The organism is Micromonospora sp. CP22 (genome assembly GCF_009712475.1).
Lineage (GTDB): Bacteria > Actinomycetota > Actinomycetes > Mycobacteriales > Micromonosporaceae > Micromonospora.
This window is the reverse complement of record NZ_VCJO01000016.1, coordinates 42,455-58,790: the sequence shown is the minus strand read 5'-3', so window position 1 is coordinate 58,790 and position 16,336 is coordinate 42,455. Positions and strand designations below refer to the sequence as shown.

10 protein-coding genes are annotated in these 16,336 nt (G+C 70.9%); 4 read left to right on the top strand and 6 right to left on the bottom strand.

Going from position 1 to position 16,336, the window contains the following annotated elements; all coding sequences use genetic code 11:
• Window positions 1-12 precede the first annotated feature (12 nt).
• The 3 genes from FF096_RS21585 to FF096_RS21575 form a co-directional block, all read right to left on the bottom strand.
• Window positions 13-903: an alpha/beta hydrolase gene (locus FF096_RS21585; RefSeq protein ID WP_309223723.1), complete on the bottom strand. Its 891-nt coding sequence runs from the start codon at window positions 901-903 to the stop codon at window positions 13-15.
• A gap of 249 nt (window positions 904-1,152) precedes the next feature.
• Entirely contained in the window at window positions 1,153-1,701 is a 549-nt protein-coding gene (locus tag FF096_RS21580) for a hypothetical protein (protein WP_230462827.1), read from the bottom strand.
• Between the two features lie 200 nt (window positions 1,702-1,901).
• Window positions 1,902-5,273 carry an endo-1,4-beta-xylanase gene (locus tag FF096_RS21575; RefSeq protein WP_196222605.1) on the bottom strand — a complete coding sequence of 1,124 codons (3,372 nt, stop codon included), beginning with the start codon at window positions 5,271-5,273 and terminating at the stop codon, window positions 1,902-1,904.
• 126 nt (window positions 5,274-5,399) lie between these two features.
• On the opposite strand from FF096_RS21575, the gene FF096_RS21570 reads away from it, so the two are divergent.
• Window positions 5,400-5,678, top strand: a complete 279-nt coding sequence (locus FF096_RS21570; protein ID WP_196222604.1) for a hypothetical protein — start codon at window positions 5,400-5,402, stop codon at window positions 5,676-5,678.
• Between the two features lie 68 nt (window positions 5,679-5,746).
• On the opposite strand, the gene FF096_RS21565 is transcribed toward FF096_RS21570, so the two are convergent.
• Window positions 5,747-6,754, bottom strand: coding sequence for a GlxA family transcriptional regulator (locus FF096_RS21565; RefSeq protein ID WP_155221329.1), 1,008 nt, complete (start codon window positions 6,752-6,754; stop codon window positions 5,747-5,749).
• A gap of 70 nt (window positions 6,755-6,824) precedes the next feature.
• On the opposite strand from FF096_RS21565, the gene FF096_RS21560 reads away from it, so the two are divergent.
• The 3 genes from FF096_RS21560 (at window position 6,825) to FF096_RS21550 (ending at window position 10,463) form a co-directional block, all read left to right on the top strand.
• Window positions 6,825-8,096, top strand: coding sequence for an amino acid permease (locus FF096_RS21560; protein ID WP_155221327.1), 1,272 nt, complete (start codon window positions 6,825-6,827; stop codon window positions 8,094-8,096).
• A gap of 258 nt (window positions 8,097-8,354) precedes the next feature.
• Window positions 8,355-9,992 (top strand): ribosomal protection-like ABC-F family protein, encoded by a 1,638-nt coding sequence (abc-f, locus tag FF096_RS21555; protein ID WP_155221325.1) that lies wholly within the window; start codon window positions 8,355-8,357, stop codon window positions 9,990-9,992.
• Window positions 9,993-10,094: 102 nt separating this feature from the next.
• The gene (locus FF096_RS21550) at window positions 10,095-10,463 is read left to right on the top strand and encodes a trypco2 family protein (protein WP_155221323.1); all 369 of its coding nucleotides are present in this window, start codon (window positions 10,095-10,097) and stop codon (window positions 10,461-10,463) included.
• Here the strand turns inward: FF096_RS21550 and FF096_RS21545 are convergent.
• Both FF096_RS21545 and FF096_RS26400 read right to left on the bottom strand, forming a co-directional pair.
• Window positions 10,436-15,553: a type IV secretory system conjugative DNA transfer family protein gene (locus FF096_RS21545; protein WP_196222603.1), complete on the bottom strand. Its 5,118-nt coding sequence runs from the start codon at window positions 15,551-15,553 to the stop codon at window positions 10,436-10,438. The two genes, FF096_RS21550 and FF096_RS21545, sit on opposite strands and share 28 nt — an antisense overlap.
• Window positions 15,550-16,107 carry a hypothetical protein gene (locus tag FF096_RS26400; RefSeq protein WP_196222602.1) on the bottom strand — a complete coding sequence of 186 codons (558 nt, stop codon included), beginning with the start codon at window positions 16,105-16,107 and terminating at the stop codon, window positions 15,550-15,552. The genes FF096_RS21545 and FF096_RS26400 overlap by 4 nt, the downstream gene beginning before the upstream one ends.
• Between the last annotated feature and the right edge of the window lie 229 nt (window positions 16,108-16,336).

The following is a 16,336-nucleotide window of genomic DNA, read 5'->3' as shown; positions in this document are numbered from 1 at the left end:
TGGGCGGTCGGGTCAGACCCGACCGCCCAGACGAGCGTCGACGAGATCCGCCTGGGGGGTAGCGAGCCAGGCGAGGATGTCCGGCAGGATCTGCATTGCGGCGAAATGGCCCGCCCCGGGCTGCTCTTCGAACTCCGCGTGCGGGATTCGCGATTTGAGCCAGCGGGCGTGGGAGACCGGCGAGAAGGCGTCGTCGGCACCGTGCCACAGGCGAACCGGAACGGTTATCGACGACGGGTCGAAGCCCCAGTCCTGGCTGAGTGCCAGCGCGTCGTCGATCCAACCATCGGCACCGAAGCGGACCGCCTCCGCGAAGCTCGTGGCCAACTGCCGGCGAATCGCGACGTCCTCGACCACATGGCGATCGGCGGCACTCAACTCGCCGTCGAGGAAACGGACCACGCTTGCCGGATCTCGCCGGGTGCGGTCAGCCCGGATGGTCAGCGACTCGATCAGCCTGCGCTGGTCGGACATCGCCTCGCGGTATGCCTGGACGTTGGAAGGGGCCATGCCCGCATACCAGTCCAGACCGGGTGCGTCGGTGGGAGCCGGGGAGACCAGTACCGCGGCCCGGGTCAGCCGACCAGCGAACAGGTCACTGGCGGCGCAGGCGAGGGCGTGCGGCCCGCCGCCGGAGCGGCCGACGATGGCGAAGGTGTCCAGTTCGAGGTGGTTGGCGATCGCGTGGACGTCTCGTACCGCGTCGACGACGCGACGGCCAGGATGGCGACTCGATCTGCCATAGCCCGGACGGTCGTAGCAGATGAGCCGGATGCCGAGCAGGTGCAGGATCATGCGTCGGGGCTTCGGGCCGCTGCGGCTGCCGGGCATTCCGTGCATCAGGAAGATCGGGAAACCGTCCGCCTTGCCCGATGTCTCGACGGCGAGAGTTCGGTCGTCCACCGGGACGTCCCACTCGGTCGGCCGTTCTTGTGACACCCCTGTGCCTTCCCCTACGAACCTCGATGCAGGTGGCGGCGGCGCACACCAGCACGCACCTTTTCGGCTGAGGCTTGCCCGTCGATCGCGATAGGGCTGATTACCGAAGAACTCAGGGTATCCCTCACGAGGCAGGTACACCAGCAGAGCGCAGGATACCCGTCAGTTGCCATATCGCCGTGATCGACCCGCCGGTGAACCGTGTGTCTTTGATTACCCGCGACCGCTGCGGCGCGTCGCCAGCAACCGGTGGTGCTCCCGTTTCAACACATCGAACGACCTGCGAACGTAATCGACGTACGCGGCACCGGGATGCCTGATCAGGGGCCGTCGGTTGTCCGCGTGGGCCAGCGCGACCTCGTATGCGGCGACGTGGGCACAGAAGGCTCGCAAAGGCTCCGGCATGCGATCCTCGATCACCAGGTCGGCGCGGCCGACGATGAGGTCGCGCATCTGGATGTTCGCCGGCATGAGCGCCTGCTGAACCCACCGCATCCACTGATCCTGCTGATCCTCGGTCAAGGCCGTGTCTGACCTGCGCTGCTGCTGGCCGGGCAGATTGTCGTCGCGAAGTGCCTGCCAGAGTCGTTCGTTGACGTCGACGAGGGCGTGCAGCGGGCCGTAGAGGTCGCGCAACTGGTTCGCCACTCGGTCGAGGCGGGCGCGGCGGCGCTCGGCGCGAATCTGGGCGTACTGGTTGAGCACGAAGACCAGTACCGCGACCACGATGCTGGCGCTGGCTGTGATCACAGCCGCCGTCACGTCACGCTCCCGCCTCGCCCGCTGCGGACTGCCGTCCCCACGCAGCATATTGCACTGTCTGGCCGACGTGGGATGACGCCCGCACCCGGTGCCCCCGGGATCGGTGGCGGCCACCGCCGACAGTGCTCGGTGGCCCCCACCGGAGTCATCTCACCGGCGCGGACCCGCCGGCAGGATCAGCCGACGGGTCCGCACGGGTGTCACAGGTTGGCGCAGTACCCGATGCTGTAGGTGCTGGCACCGGCTTTCAGGGTCCGGTTCCAGTCCACTCCCTTGATCCGGTAGCTGCCGTCGCCCAGTCGTTCCCGCTGGAAGTTCCAGGCGTCGTAGATGTCACCCTCCAGGTCGACCACGGCGGTCCACTCGACCGCCTCGTCGCCGGTGTTGGTGGCGGTGATGGTGGAGCAGTAACCGCCGCCGCTGTCGGAGTTCCAGCGGGCGATCCGGGTCACCGTGATCTCCACGTTGGAGCCGGCGACCAGCCGACCCACGCCCCAGCGGGCGGTGGTCTGGTAGCCCTCGCCGTTCTGCTCCGCCCAGTTGCGGATCGACGTACGGGCGCCGTCGGAGGCGTCGTTGACCTGGAAGTCCAGGCCGTGGAACGTGCCGACGCCGCCGTATTCGAGCAGGCTGATCGCCGCCTCGATGGTGTAGCCGCTCTCGGTCCGCACCGCGGCGCTCTCCAGCCGCCCGGCCTGGAACGCCTCGTCCCCGGTGCCGAACGACACGACGTTGTCGGCGTTGATCCGGATCTGGGTGTCGTCGTAACGGAAGGGTCCGTTCTTGACGTTGCCCGCGTCGACGTAGATCTCGACCGAGTCCTGCGTCCACGGGTCGGAACCGGAGACGTCGACGACCGGGTCGGTGACCTCGGCCAGCACGTAGAGCGTCTGACCCCGCCAGAGGGTGCGTACCTCGGCGGTCGCCCCGTCGGTGCCGGAGACCTGCTTGGCGGTGGTGACCGAGCCGGCCTGGGCCCAGGCGGCGTCCACGGCGCCGTCGATGACCGGCGCGGTGGCCGTCTCGCGTACCTCCAGGTACGACAGCTCCTCCACCAGGCTCAGGGTGCCGACGGCGCCCGGAGTGTTCCAGCCGGAGGTGGTGCCGTTGTCGGTCACCCGCACGTCGAAGGTGCGGGTGTCGCCCTCGGCGGCGTCGGTCAGCGGCAGGTGGGCCACCAGGTGGTAGCCGCCGTCGCGTTCGGCCGCCACGGCCGGCACGTCACCGGTGCCGTCGCGGGAGACCCGGTAGGGCTCGTCGCCCAGGGTGAAGGTGACCTTGTCGTCGTCGGAGGACGAGGTGTCGTCGACCGCCACGTACGCGGTCAGGTGGTCCGACGCCCAGCGCAACTGGAACCGTGCCGTGTCCTCGATCGGGTGCAGCGGCAGCTTGCGCCAGGTCAGGTCCTTCGGCGCGGTGCCCGTGAGGGCCACGTCACCGGCGAAGACGTTCGCGGTACGCAGGCGTGCCGGCAGCTCGCCGTCCACCGCTCCGTGGTACGCGGGCTTGGCGCGCAGGTTGTCGTCGAACAGCAGTGGCGAGTTGGCCGACCGCCACGACCGGCCGTCGGTGAGGCCCCAGACGGTGACGGCGAACAGGTCGTCGGTGTGCTCCCGGAAGATCCGGAAGGCGTCCCGGTAGAAGTAGCCCTGCTCGATCAGACGCGCCTGGGTCACCGGGGTGCCGGTGGTGACGTCGAGTTCGGTGACGGCCTGGGTCAGCGGCAGCGTCGCGAAGGACTCCAGGGTGGCCTTCAGGCTGCCGACCGGCGTGGCCAGCGAGACGTGGAACTGGTGACCCACGCCGTCGATCGGCACCTCACGGTCGAGCAGTCGCTGCACCAGCGCCCGGTAGCGGGCCTGCTTGCCGCTCTGCTCGGTGTTGTAGTCGTTGATGAACAGGGTCACCGGGTCGCTGCTGCCGGCTGCGGCATGGACGTCGTTGAACGCCTCGTGCGCGTACTCGAACGACAGGTCGATGAAGCTCTCGCCGAGGATCCGGTACCACTCGCTGCGGCGCAGGCCGTCGGCGTACTCGCCGCTGTCGCTGATGACCTCGTTGACGACGTCCCAGGCGTACAGCGGGTTGGTGGGGGAGCCGAACGGGCCGTAACGGTCGGCCAGCGATTCGGCGACGTTGAAGATGTGGGTACGCAGCCGGTCACGCAGCAACTGCTGGTGCGCCGTGGAGGTGGTCAGCGGCTGACCGTCCGGGTCCTGGAAGAACCAGTCCGGGGTCTGGCTGTGCCAGACCAGCACGTGGCCGTAGACGCGCAGGTCGTTGTCGCGGGCGAAGTCCAGCACCGCGAGCGCCTGCTCGTGCGGCCGGAAGTTGCCCTCGTCGTCGTACCACGCCTCCGGCTTCATGTGGTTCTCGTGCGTGACCTGGTTGAAGTGCCGGGTGAGCAGCTGGGTGGGCGCGCCCACGGTCTCCCGGGCGTCGATCGCCACGCCGACCGGGAAGTCGGTGGTCTCGTGGAGGCCGGTGAGGTCCTCGATGACCGGCGGCTCGGGCACCCGTACGACGATGTCGTCGACCAGGAAGTCGCTGGTGTTACCGGTGACGTCCGCGCCCTCCCAACGGGTCTCGAAGTACAGCAGCGCCTCGTCCGCGGCGGGCATCGTGAACCGGGCGGTCACCTCGGTCCAGCCGGTGTTGGTGATCGAGTCGAACTGGGCGATGGTGCTGAACGACTGGCTGCCGCCGGAGGTGCTGGCCAGGCTGAGCCAGATCTGGTCGGTCGGCTGACCCTGGGCGAACCGTACCCAGGCGCTGAACTCGTAGGTGACGCCCGCCTCGAACAGACCGGCGACGTCGCGCCCGATCCCGGCGCCCTGGTTGACCCGGTCGCTGACCAGTGCCGCTGCCGCGCCGCCGTGTGCGACGTCGCTGATGCCGACCGTCGGGGCCCCGGGGCCGCTGTCACGCGGGCCCCAGCCGTCCAGCCCGTCCTCGAAGTCGGTGTCGATGACGACGGTGCCGGGTGCGGGCCCGCCCGGTCCACCGTCCGGTGCGGTGATCAGCACGTCGTCGAGGAGGAACGGGGTGTCGTCCGCCGCCTCGACGTAGAGGGTGGCGGCGCTGAGCCCGGCGGGCAGGGTGTAGGTGCCGCCGATCTGCACCCAGCTGTCGGCGGTGGTCGGGACGTCCCCACCGATCCAGGTGTAGGTGTTGTCGCCGCCGTCGGCCGGGGTCGCCTCGACGGTGAAGTGCACTCCAGCGGTGCCCTCGGTGCCGGCCGGCAGCTTCACCCAGGCGGTGACCGAGTACTGCGTACCCGGTCGGAACAGCGCCGTCGCGCTGGTCGCCGGGCCCTGCCAGTTGGCCGTGCGGCCGGTGACCGACAGGCTGCTGTCGCTCTCGTGTCCCTCGTCGGTGATGGCGAGGGTGACGTCACCGCGCGGCCCCCAGGGGGCGTACGAGCCGGACTCGAAGTCGTTGGCGAGGACGACTTCGGCGGCGGCGGCCGGGGTGGGTGCCACCGCGATGGCCGCCACGAGCGCGGCCGAGGAGAGCAACGCGATGGTCCGGGATCGGCGTCGCGATCGATGGGAGAGGTTCCAGAGGCGCATCGGCATTCCTCTATGTGAGATCGGTGCTGGTGGGGTGTCTCTGACGTGGACCTTCGGGTGGATCAAAGCGCGTGCATGTTATGTCGAGGTGGCGGCCGTGGCCAGAACTTCCGGAAGTTTCCGGTAATGACGCGACGCGCGGGCGAGCCGCTCCACCGGGTGAGTCGGGGCCGCCGACCGGCGCTTGTCGGTGACCCGTTTCAGCGGACGTTCCCCCAACTGCGGCAACACGTGTCGGCCGACCGGCTGCGTACCCTGGCCGCCGCCGTCCGCGTCGCAGCGGCCAGCGCACCGACCCGGCCGCACCCCAGCGCCCAGACGGCCAAGGGGAACCTGGCCGTCGGCCCCGCCCTGGCGGTCATCGACCGGGTCCGCGACGCGATCCGGAAACCTTCAGAAAGGTAACGGCTTCGAGCCCACCGGTAGTCGCACGACAACGTCCGGCATCCCCGGTGACCTCCTGGTCAACGCGGTCAGTGCCCGGCCGACTGTGGGGTGACCGTCGGGCGGCCCGCCGCACCGCTGCGGTACCGGAAGACGTGTCGGTAGGTCTGCGGGGTCATCCCACTGATCCGCCCGAAGTGCTGGCGCAGGTTGGCGCCGCTGCCGAAACCGGTGCGGTGCGCGATCCGCTCCACCGGCTCCTCGGTGGTCTCCAGCAACTCCTGCGCCAACCGGACCCGCTGCTCCAGCAACCACTGCAACGGCGTGGTGCCGAGGGAGTCGCGGAACCGGCGGGCCAGGGTACGCGGGCTCAGGTTGGCCGCACGGGCCAGGTCGTTGACCGACAGCGGCCGGTCGAGGTGCTGCCGAGCCCACTCCAACACCGGGCTCAGATCGGCCGGGGAGGTGCCCCGCATCGGCGGCGCCGGGTACTGGGTGTGGTCGGCACTGCGCTGCGGTGCCACCACCATCCGCCGGGCCACCTCGTTGGCCACCGCCGCGCCGTGGTCCTGCCGCACCAGGTGCAGGCACAGATCGATGGCGGCGGCCGTACCCGCCGAGGTGAAGATGTTCCCCTCGGCCACGTACAGCACCCGGGGGTCGAGGTCGACCAGCGGGAACCGGCCGGCGAAATCCTGGGCGTTCATCCAGTGCGTGGTGGCGCGGCGGCAGTCGAGCAGGCCGGCGGCGGCGATCGGGTACGCGCCGGTGCAGAGACCGACGATGCGCCTGCCTCGCGCGTACGCGGCGCGCAGCGCCTCGACCAGCTCGGCCGGGGGACTGGTCTGGACCGGTCGGGCACACGCCGGCACCAGCACCGTGTCCGCCTCGACCAGGTCGGCCACGCCGTACCGGGCGTCGATCCAGGCACCGCCCGCGGTGGTGCGCAGCGGACCCGGCTCGACCGCACACAGGCGCACCTCGTACGACGGGTCGACGATGTCCCGCCGGTCCGTGCCGAACACCTCCAACGGGACCGCCAGCTCGAAGAACGGCAGGTTGTCGGTCACCGCCACCGCGACGACGTGCGGACGCATGGCAGGAATCTAACGCAGGTCGGCGCCAATCCGACTGGCCGACCCGGCCGAACCGGACGAGGGTTGCCCCATGACTCAGACTCGTGTCGCGCCGGTGGTCGGCGGTCGGCTCACCGCCGCTCAGGGCACCGCCCTCTACGTCGGTGCCGTCCTGGGTACCGGCGTGATCGCGCTGCCCGCGCTGGCGGCCGAGGCGGCCGGACCCGCCTCGCTGCTCGCCTGGTTGCTGCTCGTGATCGTCTCCGCGCCGTTGGCGGCCACGTTCGCCGCGCTCGGCGCGCGCCACCCGGACGCGGGTGGGGTCTCGACGTACGCCCGGATGGCCTTCGGTCCCCGCGCGGCGGCCGTCGTCGGCTGGTGCTTCTACTTCGCGGTGCCGCCGGGCGCCTGCGCGGCGGCGCTGTTCGGGGCCGCCTACGTCGAGGCGGCGCTCGGCGGCGGTGCCCGCACCGTCGCGGTGACGGCCGCCATGCTGATGGTCGCGGTCACCGTCACCAACCACGTCGGCGTGCGACTCGCCGGGCGGGTCCAACTCGCCCTCGCCGGGGTGCTCGTGGCGTTGCTCCTGGCGGCGGTGCTGCTGTCGCTGCCGCACGCGGAGTCGGCGAACCTGGTGCCCTTCGCCCCACACGGCCTGACCGCCGTCGGCCCGGCGGCGGCGCTGCTGATGTGGAGCTTCGTCGGCTGGGAGGCGATCACCCACCTGACGGGGGAGTTCCGCCGCCCGGAACGGGACCTTCGCCGCGCCACCACCGCGGCGGTCGTCGTGGTCGGTGCGCTGTATCTGACCGTGGCCTTCGCGACCGTCGCCGTCCTCGGCTCGGCGGCGGCGGGGTCCGCGGCACCCCTGGGCGACCTGTTCGCGGTCGCGCTCGGCGGCGACGTCCGCTGGCTGGTCGCCGGGGCGGCACTGCTGCTGACCTTCGGCACGATGAACGCCTACTACGCCGGCGCGGCGAAGCTCGGTGCGGCGCTCGGCCGCGACGGTGCGCTACCCGGCTGGCTCGCCCGGGGCAGCGTGGCCGGTGAGGTGCCCCGCCGCAGCCTCGCCGTCACCGCCACCCTGGCCTTCCTCGCACTGGGCGCGACCCTGGCCACCGGTCTCGGTGCCCGCCCGCTGGTGCTGCTCACCACTGGTTCCTTCGTCACCGTCTACGTCATCGGTGTCGCGGCGGCGCTGCGGTTGCTGCCCCGCCGCAGCCCGGCCTGGTATGCCGCTGCCGCGACCATCGGGGTGGTGCTGTTCCTCCTGGTCATGACCGGCGTCTACCTCCTCTGGCCGGTGGCGGTGACCGGGGCGGCGCTGCTCTATCTGCGGGCGTGCGGGCGCAGCCGCCCCTGACCGGTGACGCGCGCCCGGTGCGCGCGCCGTCCCGCCGGGCCCGACGCAAGCCTCGGCCGGGTCGGCACTGGTACGCTTGCCGTCGCGGATCAACCGCCCAGGGGTACGGAGCAAGGAGCGGCGACATGCTTTCGGGGGACGACGACATCTCGGGGTGAGCAGCCCCGCCGCCGTGTCGGCGGCCTGTCGTGTCGTGGCCCTGTCTGCCTGACCGGGGCGCCGGTGGCGTTCCCGGCTTCCTTTCCGAGGTTTCCTGCGATGTCCGACGTCTGCGTGATCTGCACCAATCTGTCCTTTTCCTGGCCCGACGACACCTCCGTGTTCCGGGACCTGTCCTTCACGGTGCCGCCGGGGCGTACCGGTCTGGTCGCGCCGAACGGCGCCGGCAAGTCGACGCTGCTGCGTCTGATCGCCGGTGACCTCGTACCCACCGGCGGCGGCGTGACGGTCGAGGGAGTGCTCGGCTACCTGCCGCAGAACCTCCCGTTGACCGGTGACCTGACCGTGGCGGAGGTGCTGGGTGTCGCCCCGGCGCTGACCGCGTTGCGCGCGATCGAGGCCGGTGACGCCAGCGAGGAGAACTTCGCCGCCGTCGGCGACGACTGGGACGTCGAGGAGCGCAGCCGCGCCGAACTCGACCGGTTGGGTCTGGGCGAGGTGGCGTTGGACCGTCGCCTGCACACCCTCAGTGGCGGTCAGGTGGTCTCCCTCGGCCTGGCCGCGCAACTGCTCCGGCGTCCCGACGTGCTGCTGCTCGACGAGCCCACGAACAACCTCGACATCGACGCCCGACACCGGCTGTACGCGGTGCTGGAGGACTGGTCCGGTTGCCTGCTGCTGGTCAGTCACGATCGGACGCTGCTGGACCGGATGGACCGTATCGCCGAACTCGACGGCGGCCGACTGCGTCTGTTCGGGGGGAACTTCTCCGCCTACGAGGCGGCGGCCCAGGCCGCCCGGGAACTGGCGGAGCGGCAGGTCCGTAGCGCCGAGTTGGAGGTCAAGCGGGAGAAGCGGGAGATGCAGCAGGCCCGCGAACGCGCCGAGCGGCGAGCCGGCAACGCGGCCCGCAACCTCGGCAACGCGGGCCTGGCCCGGATCGTCGCCGGTGGGCTCAAGCGCAGCGCCCAGGAGTCGGCGGGCCGGGCCCAGCAGGCGCACGCCAGTCGGCTCAACGACGCCAAGGCGCGACTCGACGAGGCCGGGCGGGCACTACGGGAGGACCCGACGCTGGCGTTGGAGCTGCCGGAGACCGACGTCCCGGCCGGTCGGACCCTGGTCGCGGCGGAGCGTGCGCAGGTGCGGTACGGCTCCCGGACGTTGTTCGCCGCAGACGGCGTCGACCTGGTCATCCGTGGGCCGGAACGGATCGCGTTGACCGGCCCCAACGGCGTCGGCAAGTCCACCCTGCTGCGGCTGCTGCTCGGCGAGCTGGTCCCGGAGGGCGGGCAGGTACGCCGGGCCGACGGCCGGGTCGCGTACCTGTCGCAGCGGCTGGACCTGCTCGACGGGGACCGCACCGTGCTGGAGAACCTCACCGCGTACGCCCCGGACCGTCCTCGGTCGGAGCGGATGAACCTTTTGGCCCGGTTCCTGTTCCGGGGAGACCGGGCCCACCTACCGGCCGGTGTCCTCTCCGGTGGTGAACGCCTGCGCGCCACCCTGGCCTGTGTCCTGTACGCCCAACCGGCACCGCACCTGCTGCTGCTCGACGAGCCCACGAACAACCTCGACCTGGTCAGCGTGGGCCAGTTGGAGAACGCGTTGAACGCCTACCGGGGGGCGTTCGTGGTGGTCAGCCACGACGAACGTTTCCTGCGTGACATCGGCGTCCAGCGGTGGTTGCGTCTCGACGGCGGCGGCCTGCGGGAGATCCCCGCCCCGGAACCGGACTGAGCGACGCCGTAGCCGTGGCCGCCGGTCCGAGGAGGACGGTGGCGGCGGCGTGTTATCCATGGGCTGGCCGGTTCGAACCGGCTGACGACGGAGGGAGCGCCGATGAGTCCGGTCAAGCCCACTGACGACCTGACCATCTCCGAGGCCGTGCAGAGCCTGCGCGAGCAGATCCTCGCCGCGGTCGACTGGGCCGAGGGTGAGGACCTGACGTTCGAGGTCGAGAGCGTCGAACTGGAGTTGGAGGTGGCGGTCTCCACCGTCGTCAAGGGCGGTGCCAAGGCGGCGCTGTGGACGGTGGTCACCGTCGGCGGTGACGTCGAACGGCACAAGTCCGCCACCCACCGGGTCACCCTGACCCTGCAACCGGAACTGGGCGGCAACCGCGTACGGATCAACAAGCGTGGTCGAGCGGGAAGCAAGCCGGAGCCACCCGTCGAGCCTTCTCAAACACGCTCTCCCGGGCGGCCGTAACCGCCCGGGATGACGAGTCTGTTCGCGTTGAACGCGAGCAGCGGCGCGAAGCCCTCGTCGCCGACGACCGGGGGGCCGGCGTAGTCGCGCAGATCCCGGTCGTGGCTCGACGACCGTAGCGTGATGACGTCGGCGCTGAGGTGGTCGTAGACGCACAACGCGGTGCCGGGTTTGATCTGGCGCAGCGACCGGTGCCGCGCACCCAGCAGCAGGTCGTCGGAGAGCAGACTGCGGTACAACTGCTGGGTGCGTTGGTCCCGGTTGCCGGGCAGCAGCAGCAACGCCGAGTGGTTGTTCGCGATGCTGTTCGCCCGGTACTCCCCGTACATGGCCTCCATCTGGGCCAGGTCGTGGAAGACGGTGACCAGTTGGATGTCGGTGCCGGCGGCGCTGGTGGCGAGGGTGTCGAGGTTCTCCAGCCGCGCGATGTTGCCGGCCTCGTCCAACAGCAGCAGCAGGGGCAGGTGCCGCTCACCTCTGTTGTGCCGGCGGTACGCCTCGGCGATCACCCGTTGGATGAGCGTGGTGAAGATCGGGGCGAGGATGCGCTGGTCCTCCGGTGGCGCGCAGAGGTAGAGCGTGTTCGCCCTGCCGTCGAAGAAGTCGTCGACCCGGAAGTCGCTCTCCGAGTTCCGCCGCACCGCCTCCGAGCTGTACGCCGTGAGCAGCGTGGTGGTGGTGGCGTAGACGCTGGTCATCGTCTGCGGGGCCAGGGCACGGATGCCGGCGAACGCGCGTACCGCGTTGGCCCCGTCGGCACCGCGCCGGAGCGCTATCGTCAGCCGGGCGCTCACCTCGGCACTGTCCATCGTCTTCACCCAGCGGTGCACGTCGCCCATGGTGCAGCCGGTGGCTGCGGCGGCGTAGAGCAACGCTTCGAGCAACTGGTTCGCCATGTTGTACCAGAACTGCTCGTCCCGCACACCCGACTGACCGGCCAGTCGGCCCGCCTCGACCAGGGACCGGGCGGTCAACACCGTGCCCTCCCAGGTACGGCAGTCGTCGATCGGGTTCCACTTCCTGACCAGGCTGCCGTGCACCAGTCGCTCCGCCGGCTCGAAGACGGCGACCTCGCCCATCGCGGCCCGGTGCCGCACGGTGCCGCTGAGCACGTCGGTGCGGATGGAGGTGACCACCGCGGGTCCGTCCCATTCGAGCAGGGTCGGGATCACCATGCTGGTGGTCTTGCGGCTGCGCTGCGGGCCGAGCACCAGGACCGGCCGGAACGGCACCGCGGCGATCAGTTGGTCACCGTGTCGACCGAGCACCACGCGGTGCCGCCGTTGCCGCAGGTCGGGCTCCACCACCAGCATGTCGAGGGTGTCCGACGAGGACCCGGTCGGTGTGACGACGAGGTCGGTACGGCCACCGTCGCGTTCCCGTAGCCACTCGTCGAGTTCGGCGCTGACGGTCTGGCGGTCGTCGTCGTAGCCGGGAAACAGCGGCGACATCACCTCGAAGACGCCGATCGCCTCCTGGGCCAGCACGATGGCCCCGTCCACGTCACCCTGCTCGTGGCGTACCTTCGCCCGCAGGTAGAGCACCAGGGCGAGGTACTGCCGGTGCTCGTCGGTGCGTGCCTGGTCGCGCAGGCTGTCGGTGAGTCGTCGGACCGAATCGTCGGCCTCCGCCTCGAAGCCTTCGTCGCTGAGCCGGGCCGCCGCCGCCAGCTGCAACAGGTGCGCGCTGAGCGTCTGGATCAGGTACGTGCGGGGTTCGTCCTCGGACAGCCGTTGGAACTCGGTCACGGCTCGCTCGGCTGCCTGCAGCGCCGCCCGGAACTCCTCGGTCTCCAGCCGCAGCAACCCCAGCAGGGTGTACAACTCACCCAGGTGCGCCCGGCCACCGATCGGATCCAGGTCGGTGAGCCGGTCGATCGCGCCGCTGATCGCGTCCACCGCCTCCGGCAGCCGATCAAGTCCGAAGTACAGCGCCGCACGGGTCTTGGCCGCGATCACCGGCAGCACGTACATCCGTCGCGGGTGCCGCGCGTACAGGTCCTCGACCATCGCGTCGGCGGCCCGTATCTCCCGCAGCGCCGCGTCGACGTCGTCGAGTTGGTACAGGGCCTCCGCGTACGCGATGCGGGTCATCGCGTACGCGAACTCGAACTGGTCCGGCAGCTCGCCGGAGAGTTCCTGGAAGATCTGCCGGGCTTCCCGCAGATACCGCCGTGCGGCCTCCTGGTCGACCTGCAACAGCAGCGAACCGGCGCCGAGCCGGATCGACGCGCGGTTGAACCGGACTTCGTCGTCGTGGTCGTCCGGGGCGGAGTCGGCGATGGTGATCGCCACCTCGACCTCGTGCTGGGCCTCCTCCAGCTCCCCGGCGAGCGCACGCAGGTTCGCCAGCAGCATGCTCGCCGCCGACATCTCCACCGGGCGTGGTGGCGTGGCGGTACGGAACCGGTCGACGGCCTGCGCCGCCTGGCTCAACGCGCCGGGCAGGTCGGCGGTGGCGAGCAGCGCCATGGCGTACGCCATCCGCAGCCGTCCCGCCTCCAGCGACGGCAACAGGCCGGGTTGGTGCACCGCCTCGTGCAGCGTGGTGACGGCGGCGCGGTGCTGCCCGGCCGCGAGGTAGGCGAGCGCGAGATGCCGCCGGGCCTCGGCGAGGGCGGCGAGGTGCCCGTCCGGATCGTCGCGGGACGCGGCCTCGGCGAGCGCGACGGCCTGCCGGCCGGTCTCGATGGCGGCCTCGACGTTGCCGGTGCCCATGCGGACCAGCGAGGTGGTGCTGAGCAGCCGCCCGAGCTGGTTGTCCTGGCCGAGCTGCGGGGCGCGTCGCAGGTAGCCGAGCGCCTCGTCGGAGGACTGCGTGGCGGCATCGGGTTGGCCGAGCCGCAGGTAGGCGTTGGTGGTGTCCTGGAGCAACCGGATGGCGCGTGCCGGGTCGTCGGTCTGCTGATAGTGGGTCGCGGCCTGGTGCAACACCGCGGCGGCCAGCTTGTGCAGCCGGGCCTGCGAGCGGAACGTCACGGTCGACGCCTCGGCGGCGGCCCGGGGCACCTCGATCTGTTCCAGGGCGGTGGCGATCCTCGCGGCGAACAGGTAGGCGTCCGAGGTGGGGGTGCTGCCGTCGGGCAGCGGGTCGTTGACCTGCCGGGCGAGTTCCGGTAGGCGCTCGTCGAGCAGCCGCGTGAGCACCTGCCGCGCGGACTGCGCCGCCGCGGTCGACGGCGACGCCAGCATCCGCAACAACACTTCGAGCATCCGCGACCGCTGGCCGACCCGATCGACGTCACCGAAGAGACGCGGCACCTGGTCGCGCGCGATCAGCTGGCGTGCGATGAGTCGCTCACCGAGCAGATCCGGGCGTACGGAGGGCAGCGGGGCGCCTCCGTAGGTCTCCCGCAGGTGTTGCAGCAGCCGTTCCACCCTGGCGTCGTCGCCGCGTAACGTGTCGACCTGGTCGAGCAGGAACCGCGCCTCGTCGTCGGTGTCCGCCCCGGCGAAGGTGGCGACCGCGAAGACGTCCATCCGTGGTCCGCTGCTGTCCAGACCGTGTCGGAGCAGCGTGGGGGCCCAGAACTCGCGGTCCTCCCGGTCGAGTAGCCGGTCCAGCAGGTCGTCGATGTCGTGCCGGTCGGCCGGGGACGCCGCGACGGCGGCAGCCTCGGTCGGCGCCGGTGGGGGGAGCAGGTCGAGCAGCGCCCGGGCGTGCAGGAGCAGTGGAGTGCTCAGTACGCGCAGCCACGGCACCAGGTCGGCGGGCGGCTCGGCCGGTGCCGCCAGGTCGGTCGTCGCGCTCCCCGTCGGCTGGTCCGGCTCGGGAAGCCCGCGCAGCCGACTGAACGCGGCGCGGGCCACCAGATAATGCTGGTAGCGGGCCACGTCGTCCAGCTGCTGCTGCGCCAACCGCAGGTCGAGCGCGGGGTCGTGGCTCTCCAACCCCATCGCGGCGTGCAGCCTGGGCAGGAAGGCCGTCGCCGACCGGGCGAGGAACACGATCCGTACCGGATGTCGGGCACCACCGGTGAGGCAGCCGAGCAGCAGGTCGGCGGCGGTGTCTGGGGTGTTGTCGACGTAGTCCACGACGATCAGCACCGGCCGGGGTACCGCGTCCAGTCGGGTCTGCGCCGGTTCGGTGGTGAAGTTCGCGATCCCGGCGACCCATCCGTCAGCTGCCGCCTGTCGGCACAACTCGGCGGCGAGCCGGGTCTTGCCGCTGCCAGCCGGGCCGGACACCACCGCGTAGCTGACCCGGGCCGGCGCGGCGCACCACTGTCTGAGCTGCGCGAACTCGACGGACCGGCCGGTGAACGGCACCAGTTGGTATTCGACGTGCAGCAGCGCGGTCAACGACGTACGCAGATTCTCCCGCAGCTGCGGGCCGAACGACCGATGGGCGGCCCGGATGCGGATCACCTGCCCGTTGCCCACGGAGAAGGAGAGCAGGTTGCTGATCCGTCGCGCCCCCGTGTGCTCCCAGGACCGCGGTAGGTGCTCCTGAAGGTCGCGGTCCGCGAGGAGCCGGGTGACCGGAACCGCCTCCAACCGGCTGCCGCCGTCGAAGGCGCGGTTGTCGGTGACGATCACGCCGACGAGCAGGCCACTGCTCCAGACGGCCGCGCCGGACAGGCCGGCCCACCCGGACTCGTCGCGCCGACGTGCCGGCCGGACGTTCAGCGGCCTGGCCGAGGTGACGTCCAACGACAGGAGTTTCTGCCGGTCGGCGCTGTAGGGCGCGGTCACGCCACGGACGTCCTCCAGATCCCGGCGCTCCTCGGCGTGGACCGGCTCTGCCGTCTGCACATCGGGAAATCCGATCGCCCGGAACGGCAGTGGCTCGTCGACGTCGATGTGGGCGATCTCGATCGGCTCCTCGTCGCCATCGACGTGATCCCAGATCGTATCGAGCAGCACCACTGCGGCGTCCAGGTCGGGGTCGGCCGACAGGATCCGTGCCGTGGCGGTCGTCCAGGCGCGCGGATCCTCGGTGTCGGCCCGGCGCACCTCGATGTCGGCGGGTTCGGCCCCGTCGACCACGTGTGCGGCGGTCAGCACCACACCGGGGGCGATCAGCAGGCCCGTACCTCGACTCGGCCGACCGTCGACGGTGCAGCTGATCTCGACAACGCGGTTGATCATGCGGGTCCGGTTCCGTTCAGGTCCTCGGTGCCGATCAGCCACAGCTGGGATCGGTCCGGTAGTCGTTTCCACCGGCGTGACCGGGCGTCGGTGAAGTGCACCTCGAACTCCTCTGGCAGCGGAGAGCCGGATTCCGGTGGCAGCGCGAAGACATGCCGGAAGGAGTTGTACGGCTGGATCGTCACCGGCCCGGCCTCGGCCTCGCTGAACTGTGGCTCTCCGACGGCCGGCCGATAGTTGACGGACACGCGGTGGATCACGTCGGGGCTGTGGTTCACCACCTCGACCTCCACCGCGCCCGGAAGATCCTGGCCTCCCCGGTAGCTGTCGCCGAGCCGCAGCGACACCCGGCGGGCCTGACCGTTGGCCCGCTCCTCCTGGTCGGCTTCGCAGAACGCGGACACCGCCCGCCCGATCACCGTCACCTGTTCGGCCAGGCGATCGACAGCGGCGTCGGCCCCGGCCGAGCGCTGTGTTCGCAGGATGGCCAGCAGGGCCGTGACAGCGACCGCCAGGGCCGCGACGCTCGCCGACAGCGAGATCAACGCAATCACGGTGGCCGTCCCGCCCACCACCAACCCCCGCAGTCGTGGGCGACACCGGTGCTCCGGTGCGCCTGCTGTCGTCTTGTCGTACGGCGCTTCGAGCATAGTGACGTGCCCGATCCGAGACGAGCACCGGAGTGACGGTGTGGCTACTCCGTTCGGCTGGTTCGCGGTGTCCGGGTATTGCCGCTGAACCGTCCGATGTCCACACCGGCGTCGGCTGATCCCGTCGGAATGA

Bases quoted from the DNA above. Each gene is read 5' to 3' on its own strand.
- FF096_RS21575 (WP_196222605.1), bottom strand. From the start codon at position 5,273: ATGCGCCTCTGGAACCTCTCCCATCGATCGCGACGCCGATCCCGGACC.
- FF096_RS21570 (WP_196222604.1), top strand. From the start codon at position 5,400: ATGACGCGACGCGCGGGCGAGCCGCTCCACCGGGTGAGTCGGGGCCGC.
- FF096_RS21565 (WP_155221329.1), bottom strand. From the start codon at position 6,754: ATGCGTCCGCACGTCGTCGCGGTGGCGGTGACCGACAACCTGCCGTTC.
- FF096_RS21560 (WP_155221327.1), top strand. From the start codon at position 6,825: ATGACTCAGACTCGTGTCGCGCCGGTGGTCGGCGGTCGGCTCACCGCC.
- abc-f (WP_155221325.1), top strand. From the start codon at position 8,355: ATGTCCGACGTCTGCGTGATCTGCACCAATCTGTCCTTTTCCTGGCCC.
- FF096_RS21550 (WP_155221323.1), top strand. From the start codon at position 10,095: ATGAGTCCGGTCAAGCCCACTGACGACCTGACCATCTCCGAGGCCGTG.
- FF096_RS21545 (WP_196222603.1), bottom strand. From the start codon at position 15,553: ATGATCAACCGCGTTGTCGAGATCAGCTGCACCGTCGACGGTCGGCCG.